Annotated in this window: 22 protein-coding genes; 19 read left to right on the top strand and 3 right to left on the bottom strand. The window is 43.9% G+C overall.

Features of this window, described 5'->3' with window-relative positions:
- Positions 1 to 58 precede the first annotated feature (58 nt).
- Positions 59 to 1,852 carry an amidohydrolase gene (locus ICN33_RS02180; RefSeq protein ID WP_216194142.1) on the top strand — a complete coding sequence of 598 codons (1,794 nt, stop codon included), beginning with the start codon at positions 59 to 61 and terminating at the stop codon, positions 1,850 to 1,852.
- A 52-nt stretch (positions 1,853 to 1,904) separates the two neighbouring features.
- Here ICN33_RS02180 and ICN33_RS02175 read toward each other — a convergent pair whose 3' ends face one another.
- Positions 1,905 to 2,582 carry a DUF1345 domain-containing protein gene (locus ICN33_RS02175; protein WP_216194140.1) on the bottom strand — a complete coding sequence of 226 codons (678 nt, stop codon included), beginning with the start codon at positions 2,580 to 2,582 and terminating at the stop codon, positions 1,905 to 1,907.
- Positions 2,583 to 2,695: 113 nt separating this feature from the next.
- Here ICN33_RS02175 and ICN33_RS02170 point away from each other — a divergent pair, with 113 nt between their 5' ends.
- The 3 genes from ICN33_RS02170 to ICN33_RS02160 all read left to right on the top strand — a co-directional run bounded on the left by ICN33_RS02170 (position 2,696) and on the right by ICN33_RS02160 (position 4,238).
- Positions 2,696 to 2,839 carry a hypothetical protein gene (locus ICN33_RS02170; protein WP_216194138.1) on the top strand — a complete coding sequence of 48 codons (144 nt, stop codon included), beginning with the start codon at positions 2,696 to 2,698 and terminating at the stop codon, positions 2,837 to 2,839.
- A gap of 9 nt (positions 2,840 to 2,848) precedes the next feature.
- Positions 2,849 to 3,502, top strand: a complete 654-nt coding sequence (locus ICN33_RS02165; RefSeq protein WP_255530563.1) for a hypothetical protein — start codon at positions 2,849 to 2,851, stop codon at positions 3,500 to 3,502.
- Positions 3,503 to 3,686: 184 nt separating this feature from the next.
- Positions 3,687 to 4,238 (top strand): phasin family protein, encoded by a 552-nt coding sequence (locus ICN33_RS02160; RefSeq protein ID WP_216859632.1) that lies wholly within the window; start codon positions 3,687 to 3,689, stop codon positions 4,236 to 4,238.
- Between the two features lie 13 nt (positions 4,239 to 4,251).
- Here ICN33_RS02160 and ICN33_RS02155 read toward each other — a convergent pair whose 3' ends face one another.
- A complete protein-coding gene (locus ICN33_RS02155) occupies positions 4,252 to 5,151 on the bottom strand; it encodes a histone deacetylase (protein ID WP_216194136.1) in 900 nt (299 codons plus the stop codon).
- A gap of 7 nt (positions 5,152 to 5,158) precedes the next feature.
- Entirely contained in the window at positions 5,159 to 5,533 is a 375-nt protein-coding gene (locus ICN33_RS02150) for a DUF2237 family protein (RefSeq protein WP_216194134.1), read from the bottom strand.
- 60 nt (positions 5,534 to 5,593) lie between these two features.
- On the opposite strand from ICN33_RS02150, the gene ICN33_RS02145 reads away from it, so the two are divergent.
- The 15 genes from ICN33_RS02145 to ICN33_RS02075 all read left to right on the top strand — a co-directional run bounded on the left by ICN33_RS02145 (position 5,594) and on the right by ICN33_RS02075 (position 15,302).
- Entirely contained in the window at positions 5,594 to 6,004 is a 411-nt protein-coding gene (locus ICN33_RS02145; RefSeq protein ID WP_216194132.1) for a thiol-disulfide oxidoreductase DCC family protein, read from the top strand.
- Positions 6,001 to 6,549, top strand: a complete 549-nt coding sequence (locus ICN33_RS02140) for a chalcone isomerase family protein (RefSeq protein WP_216194123.1) — start codon at positions 6,001 to 6,003, stop codon at positions 6,547 to 6,549. Before ICN33_RS02145 ends, ICN33_RS02140 begins: the two co-directional genes overlap by 4 nt.
- A 3-nt stretch (positions 6,550 to 6,552) precedes the next feature.
- Positions 6,553 to 7,101 (top strand): DUF3833 domain-containing protein, encoded by a 549-nt coding sequence (locus tag ICN33_RS02135; RefSeq protein ID WP_216194121.1) that lies wholly within the window; start codon positions 6,553 to 6,555, stop codon positions 7,099 to 7,101.
- A 70-nt stretch (positions 7,102 to 7,171) separates the two neighbouring features.
- Positions 7,172 to 7,705, top strand: a complete 534-nt coding sequence (locus tag ICN33_RS02130) for a superoxide dismutase family protein (RefSeq protein WP_255530562.1) — start codon at positions 7,172 to 7,174, stop codon at positions 7,703 to 7,705.
- Positions 7,706 to 7,746: 41 nt separating this feature from the next.
- Positions 7,747 to 8,193, top strand: coding sequence for a DUF2452 domain-containing protein (locus ICN33_RS02125; RefSeq protein ID WP_216194119.1), 447 nt, complete (start codon positions 7,747 to 7,749; stop codon positions 8,191 to 8,193).
- Positions 8,194 to 8,221: 28 nt separating this feature from the next.
- Positions 8,222 to 9,202: a zinc-binding dehydrogenase gene (locus ICN33_RS02120; protein ID WP_216194117.1), complete on the top strand. Its 981-nt coding sequence runs from the start codon at positions 8,222 to 8,224 to the stop codon at positions 9,200 to 9,202.
- Between the two features lie 83 nt (positions 9,203 to 9,285).
- Positions 9,286 to 9,696, top strand: a complete 411-nt coding sequence (locus tag ICN33_RS02115) for a carboxypeptidase-like regulatory domain-containing protein (RefSeq protein ID WP_216194115.1) — start codon at positions 9,286 to 9,288, stop codon at positions 9,694 to 9,696.
- Between the two features lie 91 nt (positions 9,697 to 9,787).
- Positions 9,788 to 10,642, top strand: coding sequence for a metal-dependent hydrolase (locus tag ICN33_RS02110; RefSeq protein WP_216194114.1), 855 nt, complete (start codon positions 9,788 to 9,790; stop codon positions 10,640 to 10,642).
- A gap of 33 nt (positions 10,643 to 10,675) precedes the next feature.
- A complete protein-coding gene (locus ICN33_RS02105) occupies positions 10,676 to 11,422 on the top strand; it encodes a transporter substrate-binding domain-containing protein (RefSeq protein ID WP_216194111.1) in 747 nt (248 codons plus the stop codon).
- Between the two features lie 7 nt (positions 11,423 to 11,429).
- Entirely contained in the window at positions 11,430 to 12,401 is a 972-nt protein-coding gene (locus ICN33_RS02100; protein WP_216194109.1) for a tripartite tricarboxylate transporter substrate binding protein, read from the top strand.
- Positions 12,402 to 12,561: 160 nt separating this feature from the next.
- Positions 12,562 to 12,975, top strand: a complete 414-nt coding sequence (locus tag ICN33_RS02095) for a MarR family winged helix-turn-helix transcriptional regulator (RefSeq protein ID WP_216194107.1) — start codon at positions 12,562 to 12,564, stop codon at positions 12,973 to 12,975.
- Positions 12,976 to 13,002: 27 nt separating this feature from the next.
- A complete protein-coding gene (locus tag ICN33_RS02090; RefSeq protein WP_216194105.1) occupies positions 13,003 to 13,557 on the top strand; it encodes a flavodoxin family protein in 555 nt (184 codons plus the stop codon).
- Positions 13,557 to 14,114, top strand: a complete 558-nt coding sequence (locus ICN33_RS02085; protein ID WP_216194103.1) for a cytochrome b — start codon at positions 13,557 to 13,559, stop codon at positions 14,112 to 14,114. Before ICN33_RS02090 ends, ICN33_RS02085 begins: the two co-directional genes overlap by 1 nt.
- On the top strand, positions 14,114 to 14,686 hold the full coding sequence (locus ICN33_RS02080) for a YceI family protein (RefSeq protein ID WP_216194101.1): 573 nt from the start codon (positions 14,114 to 14,116) through the stop codon (positions 14,684 to 14,686). Before ICN33_RS02085 ends, ICN33_RS02080 begins: the two co-directional genes overlap by 1 nt.
- 40 nt (positions 14,687 to 14,726) lie before the next feature.
- Entirely contained in the window at positions 14,727 to 15,302 is a 576-nt protein-coding gene (locus ICN33_RS02075) for a YceI family protein (protein WP_216194099.1), read from the top strand.
- Positions 15,303 to 15,323 lie beyond the last annotated feature (21 nt).

Raw genomic sequence — 15,323 nt, 5'->3', positions numbered from 1 at the left:
CTGATGGATGTTATTCAATTGAAGTCATGTTTTAAAGAGATGAATCTAAGGAGTCTTTGTGAATCTAAAATCTAAAATTATTTATGCAGGTGTATTGGGTCTTTTCTCTGGCCTTGCATCGGCAGTTCAATTACTTGATCCACCATCAACCCCTAAGGTCACCAACATTACGGTCTTTGTGGCTAAGAAGATTGTCACAATGGATCCAGCCATTCCGAATGCAACTGCAGTCGCTGTTGCAGATGGCCGTATTTTGTCTGTAGGCTCTTTAGAGGATATGAAGCCTTGGACAAGCAAGTACCCAACGGTCATTAATAAAGATTTTGCTAATAAAGTCATGTACCCAGGCTTTATAGAGCCACATGCTCATCCTTTATTGGGCGGCATTTTATTTAACAAACCATTGTTAACACCATCCCCAATGCCTAATCCATGGGGGCCAGCATTTCCAGGGGTGGCTAATTTACAGGCGGCCATGACGCAGCTCAAAAAATACTCTGATGACATCAAGGATCCGAATCAGACTTTGTTGGCATGGGGTTTTGATGTAGTGGCCATGGGAAAGATGCCTGATCGTCAGCTTTTAGATCAAGCCTCTAGCACCAGACCAATTATTGTTTGGGATGCTTCTGGTCATGATATGTATGTCAACAGTGCTTTCATCAAGTCCTACGGCATCACATCTGAGAAGGTGAAGAATGTGAAGGGTGTGGGTCTTGATAAGGATGGCCAATTAAACGGTCAATTTTTAGAAATACCCGCCGTGACGTATATTTTAAGTGTTGCCGGAAAAGATGTACTCCAGCCAACTGAGATTCCCACTGATTATTTATACATGAGTGATCTGATGCAGCAGGGCGGGATTACTACTTCCGGTGATTTAGCATTTGGCACCTTGAATATTGAGACAGAGTTAAAAATTGCAAAGGCATTTAGTCAATCAGCATCAGGTTCTTTGCGGATCGTCCCAGTTGTTTACTCAGACCCATTTATTCAGAAGTATGGCGATAAAGCGATTGCTGAAGCTCAAGCTTTGAAGCAGCAAGATAATGACCGTTTGATTTTCCAGGGCGTGAAGTTCTATAGCGATGGTGGTTACTTGCCAGAAACGATGCGCATGGAACACCCAGGTTATACCGACGGAAGTCTAGGTTCATCAAACTATCAGTCAGCGCAAGACTTTGCGGCTGCTATGAAGCCGTGGTGGGATGCGGGATACCATATCCACATTCACAGCAATGGCGATATCGGAAATCAAAATTCCATCAATGCTTTGCAGCTAATGCTGGATGCTAAGCCGCGTTTTGATCATCGTTACACAATTAATCACTTTGGCATTCCATCAACTGCAATGGTCATGAAAATTAAGGCTCTCGGTGCAGTAGTCAGCGCCAATATTTCTTATATATCAGAGCGCGCTAAATTAGAGTACCCGGCACTAGGCATGGATCGCGTGTCCTATGCAACTCGTCTCGGAACTTTGGTTCGTAGCGGCATTGTTACTTCAATTCATTCAGATGCTCCTGTATCCGCACCAGTGCCGCTAAAAGAAGCGTGGACCGCAGTGACTCGTAAAGACGTTTATAAGGATGGCAAGGTATGGGCTCCAGCTGAGGCAGTAACCGCTTCTGATGCGATGAAGATGATTACTATTAATGCAGCCTATACATTGGGCGTTGAAGATAAGGTGGGTAGCATTGAAGCCGGTAAGTTTGCAGACTTTGCAGTGTTAGATGCTGATCCACAAACGGTGTCTGCAAATAAGATTAAAGATGTTGGGGTATTCGCAACGGTGTTGGGTGGCAAGGTTATTCCGGTATCAGAAACGAAGAAGCCTAGACCTTTGGAGTAATGTTCTTAAGTAAGGCGGCATTAAAAAGCCAACCTTCGGGTTGGCTTTTCTTTTAGGAAAGTGCAATTACCCCTGAAATCAAATTAATAGCCAAAGTAAGTAAGGTGGCGTTAAAGATGAAAGCAGTCATTCCTTGAAGCATGACCAAGAACCGGATTCTGGAGCTGGCAATATTCACATCAGCGGTTTGGCAAGTCATGCCAATCACCATGGAAAAGTACAGAAAATCTACATACGTAGGCTTTAACTTCAAGGCAAAGAGCAGCGGTGCTTCTTTGGTTTTTTCAAGTTCTTGATAGTAGACGTGTGCGTAGTGCAGGGCAAATGCAGTGTGCACATATAACCAAGAAATAATGTAGGTTGCTAAAACCAATCCAACATGGCGAATGGCAAGATTAGTAGGGAGCGCTTTAATACCCGAAAGAATAATGACGATTGTTACTAAGCTAGCTATCGCTGCGAGCACAATAATCATGAGGATCATCGCCGCGCCATCATCCTCCTTCTTTGACAGACCAAGAATGTTTTCTTTGGTAGAGAAATACATCATGATGTAAGTCAGAGTAAGGTAAAGACCGCCTGCCAGTAGCCAAGATAGGGCCAAGCGGACAATTGGGCTTATGGCTGTCGGAATCAAAAAATAGGATCCAAACCCAGTAATCAACACAATGGCTAGTCTGTGAATAGCGCCTATTTGATGCCAGTATTGTGTCCAGGGAGATACTTTCATATTGGCTCTAGTATGCACTTAAAATAGAGGGCGTTACTCGCCGAATCATCGTTCACCTAGATAGGTTTGTGGTGGACAATGCGGATAACGTTAAAAAATAAGAGGGTCTTAAAGTGCGGTCAAATATCAGAAGTTGGAGCTTAGTAGCTGGAGCACTCATTATTTTGGCTGCCTGTGTTATTTCTTATGTCTTGACTAAGCCTGCTGAGGCTGATGTATCGACTCTATTAGTTCCCATTGCTATTCAAACTGTATAAATAAATTTAATGATGACTATTGCCCATAAAACTTTTTCAAGACATGTTGCCTTAGCTTTGCTGGTTACCGCATTTTTAGCTGGCTGCCAATCTACGGGGCAAGACGGTAAACCGCTTACCCCGACAGAGATTACTCAAAAGCGTGACGCCACCTTAAAGATGTCTAAGACTGGTCTTGATGCTCTGATCAAGCAGAATCCCGCCGTTCAAAAGGAGATTGATCAAGCTGCTGGCTATGCAGTCTTTACAACCACCAATGTCAATATTGTTTTGATTGTGGTGGCTCGTGGTGAAGGTGTGTTGTTTGATAAGCGACGTAAAGATCCTATTTTTATGCAGGCACTTAAAACGGGCGAGGGTCTAGGGGCTGGTTACCAAGATCAATACCAAGTTGCGATCTTTAAGACTCCTGGCGCAATCGATCAGTTTTTATTGACTTCAATTGATGGTAGGCGTGGCGGTATCGACGTTGATGCTAATTTCTCAGCTGGGTCTGGCGGAACCATTCGTTCGTTTAATCCTGAAATCACTTTTTATACCGTTGGACTATCGGGATATGACTTACAAGCCAATTATGGTGGCACCCTCTACTTGGTCGATCAGCAACTGAACAGTGCTGCAATCCTAGATAGCCTGCCAAAGAAGAAGCCAGATACCAAATAAACCAAGTGAAGTAAGGCAAGAAGATGGATCAAAACCACGTTGATTCATGGTGCTTATAAGCCCCTGCTAGCAATAGCTGGGGTTTTTCTTTTAGAGGGCTGACGCATCTACTGGTATTTCTCTATGGCAACCCTTCTTAACGAGAGTAGATTGGTGAATAACTTCACCCATCTGAAAGGCTGATATGAGTAAGAAACCGTTGGATATGAATGCGATGCCAGGACAACAAAGAGCGATTGATGCGACCAAGGCTGCTGGACGTGTGGCGATCGAAAGCGCTCAGGCAATTGCGCAAATTAATCAGCAGGCTACGCAAGAATTGGCTACCATGATCCAGAAGCGAGTATCTGAGTTGATGAAAACCCAAGATCCTCGCTCTGCTTTTGAGTATGTGCATGCTGAGGTCTTGCAGGATGCCGCAAAAGAGATCTCTCAATATCACAACCAATTACTTCAGGTTCTGAAGAGTGGCAATCAAGAGTTGGCAGATATAGCCGAGACCATGATTCAGGAATCTAAGGCGGATTTAATTCACTTTGTGAATGATGCTACCGATAACGCGCCACTAGGTAGTGAAGCTTATGTATCTGTATTTAAAACTTCATTTAATAATGCTCTACAGAATTTTGAATTGATTCGTGCTGCAATGGCAGACTCGTTTACCAATTTTGAGAAGAGCGTAGAGAATGTCAGCAACCTCGCCAGCCCGAAGAGCACCTCAAAAAAGAAAAGTTAAAGATTTACAAGTATTAATACTGTTTTTGAAATTGCAGGGCGGTTGTGATGGTCTGCAAATGAATATCTACAGTAGATTCAATTTCCTTGCCATAGCCGCCCGCCATTGAAAATGCTATGGGTAGCTGTCGGTTCAGGGCGTATTGAAATACCATTTCATCCCGTAAGCGCATGCCTTCCTTGCTAACTTGCAGTCTTCCCAGCCTATCGCCCTCATGGGGGTCGGCGCCAGCTAAGAAGATGAGGCAGTTTGCCTTGAACCGCGCGTCGAGTTGGTCAAGGCTTTCCCCTAAGGAGTGCAAATAAGTTTCATCATTGCAGCCATCAATGAGACCTATATCAAGATCACTTTGCTCTTTCTTAAATGGGAAATTATTTTCTCCATGAATCGAGAGGGTGAAAATAGAATCATCATTTTTCAGAATCGATGCCGTGCCATTGCCTTGATGAACATCTAAATCAATTACGGCAATTTTGAGGGATGGGTTTACTTCTTTTTGGAGAGTGCGCGCAGCAATAGCCGAATCATTAAAGACGCAAAACCCGCTGCCAGTATCTCGATAAGCGTGATGGGTACCTCCAGCTAGATTTGCGGCAATGCCTTCTCGTAAGGCAGTCTTCATCGCTGCCACCGTTGCGCCTGCCGAACGACGAGAGCGCTCCACCATTTGCTTGCTCCAAGGAAATCCAATTTCTCTTTGCTCTTGGGGAGAAAGTTTGCCTTCTATGACTTTAATCAGGTAGCTTGGATCGTGAGCGTACAGAATTTGGGTGTCAGTTGCTGGCGGTGCTTCTATAAGCTCAATGTTTTCTTGTGTGCTCACTAAATCACGTAAGCGAGAATATTTCTCCATGGGGAAACGGTGACCCGCTGGAAGGGGTAATACAAAATGGTCTGTATAAAAGGCCTTCACGCTTCTCTCACACCTCTCTCGCGTATTCCTTCAGGATATTTAAGGGGACCGTCTCTAGTGCCTTGATATGAGTACTCTCAAGTTTGATAAATGGCGCGCAATGTGCATTGACGGCTTCAACCCAGCGATTAATGCATAAACACCATTGGTCACCCGCAACCAATCCCGGAAACTGATACTCTGGTCTCGGGGTAATCAGGTCGTTACCCTTTTGAAGGCTAAATTGCAAAAACGCATTCGTGACAATGGCGCACACTAGATGGCTGCCTACATCCTCTTCATTGGTTTTACAGCACCCATCTCTGAAAAACCCTGTCAGAGGATCAAAAGAGCAAGGTATTAGCGGCTCCCCAAATACATTTAACGCAATCTCTTTTTGCATGACAACCTTAAAATTGATGTGTCAGCCAGTTTATTGAATAAGCCGTAAACTTGCTGAACAATGACCCAGTTAGAAAAGCTTACTTTGTTTTACGATGGCGCATGCCCTTTGTGCCAGGCAGAGATTCTTTTTTTGTCGGGGCGAAATCAAGCCAATCTTTTAGGCTTTGTGGATATTAATTCGGAACTTTTTGACCCTCAAAAAGTGGGTGTTTCATGCGAGGCAGCGTTGGCCGCTATGTATGGGCAGTTTGCAGATGGCACATTAATTCAAGGTGTTTCAGTTTTTCCTGAAGCCTATCGTCGGGCGGATTTACCTCGCCTCGCATGGCTCTTTTCAAGAAAGCCATTGCAGCCATTCTTCAAATTAGCATATCTCTTTTTTGCCAAGAATAGACATGCCATTTCCAGTCTTTTAGGGCCCGCAGCCTTGCGTTTAGTGAAATCAAATTCAGCCTCAAGTTCGCAATGAAGAGTTTTCGACTTTTTCTGATGATTGCCCTATTGGGTATTTTGTCACCAGTCGGTTTTGCTCGTGATCCGCTGGAATTGCCTCAGCATTTAAGCTCTGCAAAACTTCAGGGTAGTGGGAGGCTCACTTGGTGGGGTCTGAACATTTATGATGCCTCCTTTTATCGAGTCGGTTCATTAGCTTCTCCTGAATTTGCACTGGACATGCGCTATCAAAAATCATTTTCTGGAATCTCCATTGCTAATCGTAGTGTTGAAGAGATGAAGCGAATCGGCGTTCCAGAGGCCCAAGCTGCGCTTTGGGGGAGAGAGTTGACTGCTTTCTTGCCTAATGTAGAGTCGGGACAAACTTTGACTGCTATCTACTCGCCTAAACAAGGTACGATTTTCTACCACGATGGCAAACAGATAGCGCAAATACCGGGATCAGAATTCTCAAAAGCGTTTTTTGGTATTTGGCTTGATCCAAAAACCAGCGCCCCAAAGCTTCGAACAGAACTGCTAGGACAATCTTGTCCGCCACCACTTTTTAATGAGGCTTGCTAATCCATGAAATCATTTTTTAATCGATTCGTATTATTAGTGTTTTGCGGACTATTTGTGGTGTCATGTTCAACGCCACAAATATCTCAATATGCCTCAGAGAAGCCCGCTCTAGATTTAAGTGAATATTTTTCAGGAACGATCGATGCTTATGGCATCTTTACCGACCGCAGTGGTGAAGTGAAGAAGCGTTTTACCGTATTAATCAAAGCAAATTGGACAATAGTTGATGGTAAGAAGGTGGGTACTCTGGATGAAAGCTTTGAGTATTCTGATGGTACAAAGCAAAAACGCATCTGGACCTTAACTGAGCAGTCTCCAGGCAATTTTATTGGCAGGGCAGATGACGTGGTGGGTGACGCCCAGGGCCAATTGGCTGGAAATGCCTTAAATTGGACTTATACCCTTGCCTTGCCAGTAGACGGCACTATTTATAACGTGCAATTTAACGATTGGATGTACCTAATCACCCCCAAGGTAATGCTTAATAAGGCCAAGATGAGCAAGTTTGGGATTGAGTTGGGTGAGGTTACTTTGAGCTTCTATAAGCGCTAAGCAAAAGCTGTAGTTTTGTGTCACACTTTCTTGGAAGTCGCCATTGAGCGTCTAAACCAAGGAGATCAAGATGAATAACAAATTTAAGCAAGCTTCGATTGTTCTATCCGCTATGGGCATCTTGTCATTAGTGGCTTGTCAATCGATGGAGCAAGGCACAGGGCAAAAAGCCAGTGCAATTCTAGACTCAAGATCAGGATCGCAGGCTAAGGGTGATGTGACATTTACTTGGCAAGGAAATGATGTTCTGATCAATGGTAAGTTCTTTGGACTAAAGCCGAATGCAGAGCAAGGATTTCATGTTCACGAAAAGGGTGATTGCTCAGCCCCTGACGCAACTAGTGCAGGCGGTCACTTTAATCCTGAGACTCAAGCCCATGGTATGCCTAACAGCGGCATGAATCACGCAGGGGATTTGCCTAATATTAAATCGGATGCAAGTGGGAATGCCACTTACACCGCTAAGCTTCATGGGTTTGCAGTAAACACTGGGCCAACTGGTATTGTCGGTCGCTCAGTGGTAGTGCATCGCGATCCGGATGATTACAAATCTCAACCTGCTGGAAATTCTGGGCCACGTATTGCTTGTGGCTTGATTAAGTAATTGAGATTCAATTAAATACATTAAAAGATACAGGGCATTTCATGAGAATCGAAGATACCGATCCAGCGCGTCACGCAGGGATTGAATATCCAATGGAAGTGGGTGCTCCTGTATTTGCGCCGATCAAAGTCACAGAAGAAAAAGACAAGGCCGTCAATGTAGCGCGTCAGAATGCGAAGCTTGAGTATGACCGCATTATGGAGCAAGCCGAAGTGTTAATGAAGCAGGCGAAAGCTTTGCAAGCAAGGCTAGATGCTACTGAAATGGTACACAGCGCTAAGTTTGGTTTTAATCCCATTCATGGAAAAATTTACCACTTGTACTACGACACTAGAAATAGTGTGAATGTCTTAATTCAGAATGGACCCAGTGGTTGGAGTTGCGGCATCCCTGACGGTTGGACATATTCAATGGCTGTAAAGAAATTAGGCGATAGTACTTGGGCGGTGATTGAAGACGACTCTTCTGGCGCCCTTACTGTATTATGATTTTCTCTAAAAAATATATAGGTGACATGTGACAAAAGCTCGAGTGGTTAGTCTTACTGAACTTGGTAGTGCGGACGTAATTAAGGTAATTGATAAAGAGTTGCCATCACCAGCAAAAGGTGAAGTACAGATTCGTCAAACTGCTATTGGATTTAATTTCATTGACGTATACCAGCGCTCTGGCGTTTACCCATTAGAAATGCCTACTGGACTGGGCCATGAAGCCGCGGGTATTGTTGAGCTTGTGGGCGAGGGTGTTACAGATTTTAAAGTTGGCGATCACGTTGTTTATATGAACGCTGGTATTGGGGCTTATGCAAGCGCGCGCAATGTGCCGGCTGATAAATTAGTGCAGATACCTAGCAATATTTCTGATGAGGTAGCTGCTGCCGTCTTCTTTAAGGCGATGACTGCGCAATATCTGGTGCAAAAGACTTACAAAGTAAAAGCTGGCGATATCGTGCTGGTTCATGCAGCTGCGGGTGGTGTAGGTCAAATTCTGGCTGGTTGGGCAAAAGCATTGGGTGCATTTGTTGTTGGGACCGTTGGATCGCCCGCAAAATTTGCTGCAGCTAAAGAAGCGGGTTGTGATGCGGTGGTCGATTACTCTCAACCGAATTGGGTTGAAGAAGTTCTTAAAGCAACTGGTGGCAAGAAAGCCAATGTGGTTTATGACTCTGTAGCTAAAACTACATTCTTGGGTTCTTTGGATTGCGCCGCACCTTTTGGCACGGTTGCTTTGTTTGGTGCTGCATCTGGCCCAGCTCCAGAAATTCAGCCAGAAATCCTAAATAAGAAGGGCTGTCTATTTTTAACAAGACCTTCTGTATTTCCGCATAACGCAACTTCAGCCTTATTAAAAGAAAATGCCAAAGCAGTATTTGATGCAATTGCTAAAGGGCAGGTCAAAGTGCAAATCGGCGCTAAGTTTTCTTTAGAGCAAGCTGCTGATGCTCATCGTGCCGCTGAAGGCCGAACAGTTTCGGGTGCTATTGTGATGACACCTTAAGCTTAAGTGTTCTAGCGTACACAAGCCCCGTTGCTATAACAACGGGGCTTTTTTTATTGTTGAATCAGTCGTACTATGGAAGAATGAAAACACTTCTTAAATTGATTATTTCTGCCCATCTGGTTTTGATGAGTTCTTGGGCTTTGGCGCAAATTCCAGAGACACAATACTCACAGGGGATTTCTTATATCACTGGTGGCGTGGGCGAGGGGGAGACCGTTGCAGTTCTTGCTGATGCAAAGCAGTGGCCCCTGTTGCTGGAAATGTCTCAAATTGAAAATGGTAGAGGGGTTTGGATTTTTGGGGCCTCTATCAAAATTCTAAACAATGCAAAGCAGACGATTTTTGATGCTCAAGCAGACGGCCCTTATATGCTGATTAATCTACTGCAAGGCGAATACTCGATTGAGGCAACATACCAAGGGGTAGTCCAAAGGAGAGTGCTTTCTATCAAAGCCAACTCCCCGCAAAAGATCTCTCTATTCTGGAAATAACGTCTCGCTAAATGACGCATTGCGTCATAAGCCTGAAGATTCAATTTCGACTATAGTTTCCTGATTGCTAGAAAAATTAGGAGACGCGTCAATGAAGAACTTTTTATCTAAAGGTAGTTTAGGCTTATTGCTCGCAGCAGTTTTGGCTTGCGCATCGTCAATCAGCGGCGCGCAGAATGCTGCCCCTGCAGGTGCTCAAGGCAAGACCGAAGCACTATGGCTTGGACAAGCAGGTTTTCGTATTAAAACACCCCAGGGAAAAATGATTTTGATTGATCCCTGGATTACTGGTGGGCCTAAGACGCCGCCAATGTACAAGAATGATTTAGCGGCGATTGGTCCGATTGATCTACTACTTGTAACGCATGCACACGTCGATCATATTGGCGATGCTCCCGCTGTGGCTAAGATGAACAATATCAAGCTGTATGGCCCTGCGGATATGGTTACACCTTTAACCACCCTAGGAATACTTCCAGCAGACTTAGGTCATCGTTTTAATAAAACTGGCCGTGTGACTCCATTGCCTGGGGTTAAGGTGACTGCAGTGCAGGCTGAGCACTCCTCATTGTTGGTTTGGAAAAATCCCGCAACAGACAAGATGGAGTCTCATCCTGCTGGCGAGCCTATGGGTTACATCATTGAGTTGGAAAATGGATTCAAGATTTGGCATATGGGTGATACCGGCTTATTTAGTGATATGAAATTTATTAGTGAACACTACAAGCCTGATTTAGTCATGATTCCAATTGGTGGTAATTTCACCATGGCGCCGGATGACGCTGCATTTGCCTTGCGTACTTGGATTAAACCAAAGATGGTTATCCCAATGCACTACAACTCTAATCCGATGACTAAAGGCACCTTAGCGGAGTTTCAGGCAGCCATGCAGGGCAGCAATATCAAAATCATTCCGATGACAGAAGGCGAAACTGTTCAGTTCTAATTGGTTTCTAATTCATCAAGTTTAAGGATTTTTTTGAATTCAATTTCTGCCGAAGTGAGGGCGCAGCTTGCCCCTCACGGCGTCCTCTCAGCCGCCGTATATCTTGGTAATTTCTTATTGGTTACGGGTCGCACGGTTTTGGGTGAGCCTACTGGTATAGCGCCAGATATTTGTCGTGCAATAGCAAAGCGCTTGAATGTAAGCTTGGAATTAACGGGCTATGAAACCCAAATCGAGGTAGTAGAAGCTGCAGCTTCTGGCAAGTGCGGCATTGTTTTGGTGGGCTCTGACCCAGCACGCGCTCAAAAAGTAACATTTACTCCCGCTTATGTAGAGTTAGAGGCAACTTACTTAGTGCCTGCGAATTCACCAATCCAAGATATTTCTCAGGTGGATCAGCCTGGAGTGCGCATCGCCTCTTTTTTCAAGAGCGCATACGATCTATGGTTGCAGCGTAATTTAAAACATGCCACCTTGGTTCATGCTGATAGCCTAGATGCGAGCAATATGCTTTTTATCAGCGAGCATCTTGATGCATTGGCTGGCCTTAAAACTGGCCTAGTGACTTTTGCTGAAAAGGTTCCTGGCTTGCGTATCTTAGATGGTCAGTTCACTGGTATTCAGCAAGCGATTGCCACTAAGAAAGCTAATATAGAAGCAGTTGAATTTTTAAGCGCATGCGTAGAAGACTTCATTCGCAGTGGTTTGGTGACTGATTTGATTCGGCAGTATGAAGTGCAAGGCCTATCTGCTGCATCTATTCATCAAAAAGTGAATTAAAAATAATATGAAAAAAATTGTATTTGCCTTGGGCCTAAGCTTTGCCTTTTTAACTTGCCATATTGCAAACGCTCAAACTGGTAGCTACCCCAATCACCAAATTAAAATCATCTCTCCATTTGCAACAGGTGGCATTGCAGATGGATTCTCCAGAATTATTGCGCAGGGATTAAGCGAGGCATTTGGGCAGCCAGTGATTGTTGAAAACAAGACTGGTGGCGGTGGAAATATTGGCGCAGACTTTGTAGCCAAGTCACCAGCAGACGGCTACACCTTAATCATGGGCAGTATTGGTACACATGCTGTTAATCCATATTTGGTTAAAAGCATGCCTTATGACCCACTAAAAGATTTTGTGCCCGTAGTTTTTGTACTTGATGCCGAAGGTTTATTAGCAGTCAACCCGAATTTGCCAGTTAAAAATGTGGCGGAATTAATTGCCTACCTCAAAGCAAATCCCGGAAAGGTGTCCTATGGTTCTGGGGGTATCGGTACTGCCAGTCATTTGGCGGGAGAGCTTTTTGTAATGACTGCGAAGGTCGATATGACGCACATTCCCTATAAAGGAAACGCCCTTGCTATTACTGATTTAATTGGTGGCCAAACTCAGGTGATGTTTGCAACCATGCCAACTATTCTTCCTTATGTAAAAAGCGATAAGTTACGAGGTCTTGCTGTCACTGGCGCAAGCAGAGATCCATCTATGCCGGATTTACCCAGCATTAGTGAAACTTTGCCAGGATTTGATGTGAAGAATTGGATTGGTCTTTTTGCGCCAGTTGGTACACCGCCCGCAATTGTGAAAAAGTTACATGATGAAGTGAGCAAAATCATGCAACAACCGGTGGTGCAGAAAAAGCTTGAGTCAGAAGGAGCAAAGTATTACGCCATGAGTCCGGAGGCATTTGGGGTGTTTCAAAAGAAGGAATCTGTTCGCTGGGGCAAGATCATTAAAAGCGCCGGCATCAAGCCGGAGTAATGCCTTAAATAGAGGGAAAAATCCTTTCCCTCTGTGCGCTTACCGCTTTTCAAGCTTTATAAGAAGGGTTAATCTCATTCATTGAAGAGGATTAGCTTTATCTTGCAATTAGTTTGCATTAGTACTAATATAGTCCTAGATAGTACTTTATAGGTCAACAATGAACTTTTTACCCTCCCTGAGAAACTTGGTATCAAGCTACCAAGCATTTGAGCGCTATTCAGCTCCTCACATCAAGGGGCTGGGGCTAACGTTGACTCAATTTGATGTAATTGCTACCTTGGGTAATCAGCCGCCAATGAGTTGTAAGCAGTTGGGGGAGAAAACCCTGGTAACTAAGGGAACGCTCACTGGAGTATTAGAGCGATTAGAGGTAAAGGGCTTAATTCAACGACAGTTAAATGCTAAGGATGCCCGTAGTCAATTGATTGGATTAACTCAAGAAGGTCAGGCCTTATTTGAAAAAGTATTTCCAGTCCATTTGGAGTATTTGAATCAAGCTTTTAAAAAGTTAACGCCTGAGCAATTAAAGCAGCTTGAAGAATCACTGAAGCTGCTGAAAGATATCTTTTAATGAACGTAATTAGCAGGAGAAAAAATAATGACTAAAGTAGCCGTGGTATTTCATAGTGGTTATGGCCACACCGTAAAGCAGGCCGAAGCAGTGGCCAAGGGCGCCAATGGTGAATTGGTAGCAATTGATGCCGAAGGTAATATTACCGATGCACAGTGGGCGACATTAAATGAGGCTGATGCCATCGTATTTGGTTCGCCAACCTATATGGGGACAGTGAGTTGGCAGTTTAAGAAGTTTGCAGACGCCAGCTCTAAGCAATGGTTTTCTCAGCAGTGGAAGGATAAAGTATTCGGTGGTTTTACGAATTCTGCAACCATGAATGGCGATAAGCACTCAACCTTACATTATTTCTTCACCTTGGCTATGCAGCATTCCGGTGTGTGGGTAGGAACTGGATTGATGCCTTCAAATGCAAAGTCTGCGAAACGAGATGATGTGAACTATGTGGGTTCATTTGCCGGAGCAATGATGCAAACCCCTTCAGATGCAAGTGTGGATGAAGTGAATGCAGGTGATCTAGAAACTGCCCGTCTGTATGGTGAGCGCATTACAAAAATTACAGAGCAGTTGCGCGGATAATGAATCAAGCACGTTACTCCAACATTGCTATCCTGTTGCATTGGGTGATGGCGCTGCTGATCATCATGACTTGGTCCATTGCTATCGCCATAGATGATATGCCCTTAAGTCCGGCCAGAATTTCTTGGCTCAGCTGGCACAAATGGCTCGGCACTACGATCTTTTTCATGGTTCTATTTCGGTTGATGTGGCGTGCTACTCATCCAGCTCCACCGCTGAATTTGGTAATGCCAGCATGGCAAGAATGGGTGATGAAATTGACGCATCTTGCCTTGTATTTATTAATGCTAGCAATCCCTCTGGTGGGTTGGTTAATGAGTTCAGCTAAAGGCTATACCGTCAATTACTTTGGTTTATTTGAATTGCCCGATTTAGTCGATAAAGACAAGGCGCTCGGACATCTTTTGAAAGAGATTCATGAACTTCTGGCAAATGGATTAATGATCTTGGTTGTGCTTCATGTATTAGCAGCATTTAAACATCAATGGATTGATAAAGATGGTCTCTTAAGTCGCATGTCTTTTTGCAAGTCTAAAGATTCTCAACTGGAGAAGTGATGAGTAAAAATTATTTGATGAGTATTAAATGGTTTGCTGTAATGATGACAATTGCTTTTGCAAGCACAACTTATGCAGTTGAATACTCTTCTATAGATCCTAGTAAAAGCAAGATTACCTTTACTAGTAAGTTGATGGGCTCAAAACTCTCTGGCGGCTTTGGAAAATTTTCAGGCAAGGTATCGTTTAATCCTGATCAACCCGAAAAAGCAAAAGCGAATCTCACTATTGATATCGCTAGCTTTAATGCCGGTGGTGATGAGTTGCAGGAGGAGGCAAAAGGTAAGGATTGGTTCAATACCAAGACTTTTCCAAATGCGAGTTTTGTGAGTGACTCAGTTAAGGTTGTTGGTAGCGATGGTCTTGAAATTCACGGAGCACTCACGATGAAGGGTAAAACAGTGCCAGTGCTAATAGCTGCCAAGTACCAGCCCCAAGGCAAGCAAATGGTTTTTGATGCCACCTTCCAGTTATTAAGGTTAGATTTTGGTTTGGGCGTGGGTAATTGGGCAGATACCTCGGCAGTGGCAAATGAAGTGCCTGTCAAAGTGCATTTAGTTTTAAACCCATAAACATTTTTATTTAGTTTTATTTTTTATTACGGAGAAACACATGAAATCAAAGTTACTGATTGCCTTATTTACAACCTTTGGATTGACCGGAGCTGTATTTGCAGCCCCAACCACCTACACGACTGATGCAAACCATACCTTTGCTCAGTTTGAGTACAACCATTTGGGCTTCTCAAATCAGACTAGTCGCTTCAATACTGTTAATGGAACCGTAACGCTTGATCCTGCAGCTAAAAAAGGAAGCGCTGATATTACGATCGATACCAAATCTATTGATACAGGATCCACCATATTTAATAGCCACATTCAAAGCGAAGATTTTTTGTCTACTACTCAATTTCCTACTGCTACCTTTCAGTCAAACGATATGATTTTTAAAGGCGATAAGCCAGTGGCTTTAAAAGGCGTTTTGACTTTGAAGGGTGTAAGTAAACCAGTGACCTTAAAAATTACAAACTTTGATTGCAAGAAGCATCCAATGACGGGTGTGGAGTATTGCGGTGCTAATGCGGAAACCAAAGTGAAGCGTACTGAATTCAATATGGGTAAATATGCACCGAACGTAGGTGATGACGTTACGATCATGATTGCTATTGAGGCGGCTAAAAAGGAATAAATCCTTCGGTTGGGCTCTTTT

The sequence above is a fragment of the Polynucleobacter sp. UB-Tiil-W10 genome, from assembly GCF_018881605.1.
Lineage (GTDB): Bacteria > Pseudomonadota > Gammaproteobacteria > Burkholderiales > Burkholderiaceae > Polynucleobacter.
The sequence above is the reverse complement of the archived record's forward strand: the minus strand, read 5'-3'. Positions and strand labels throughout refer to the sequence as shown.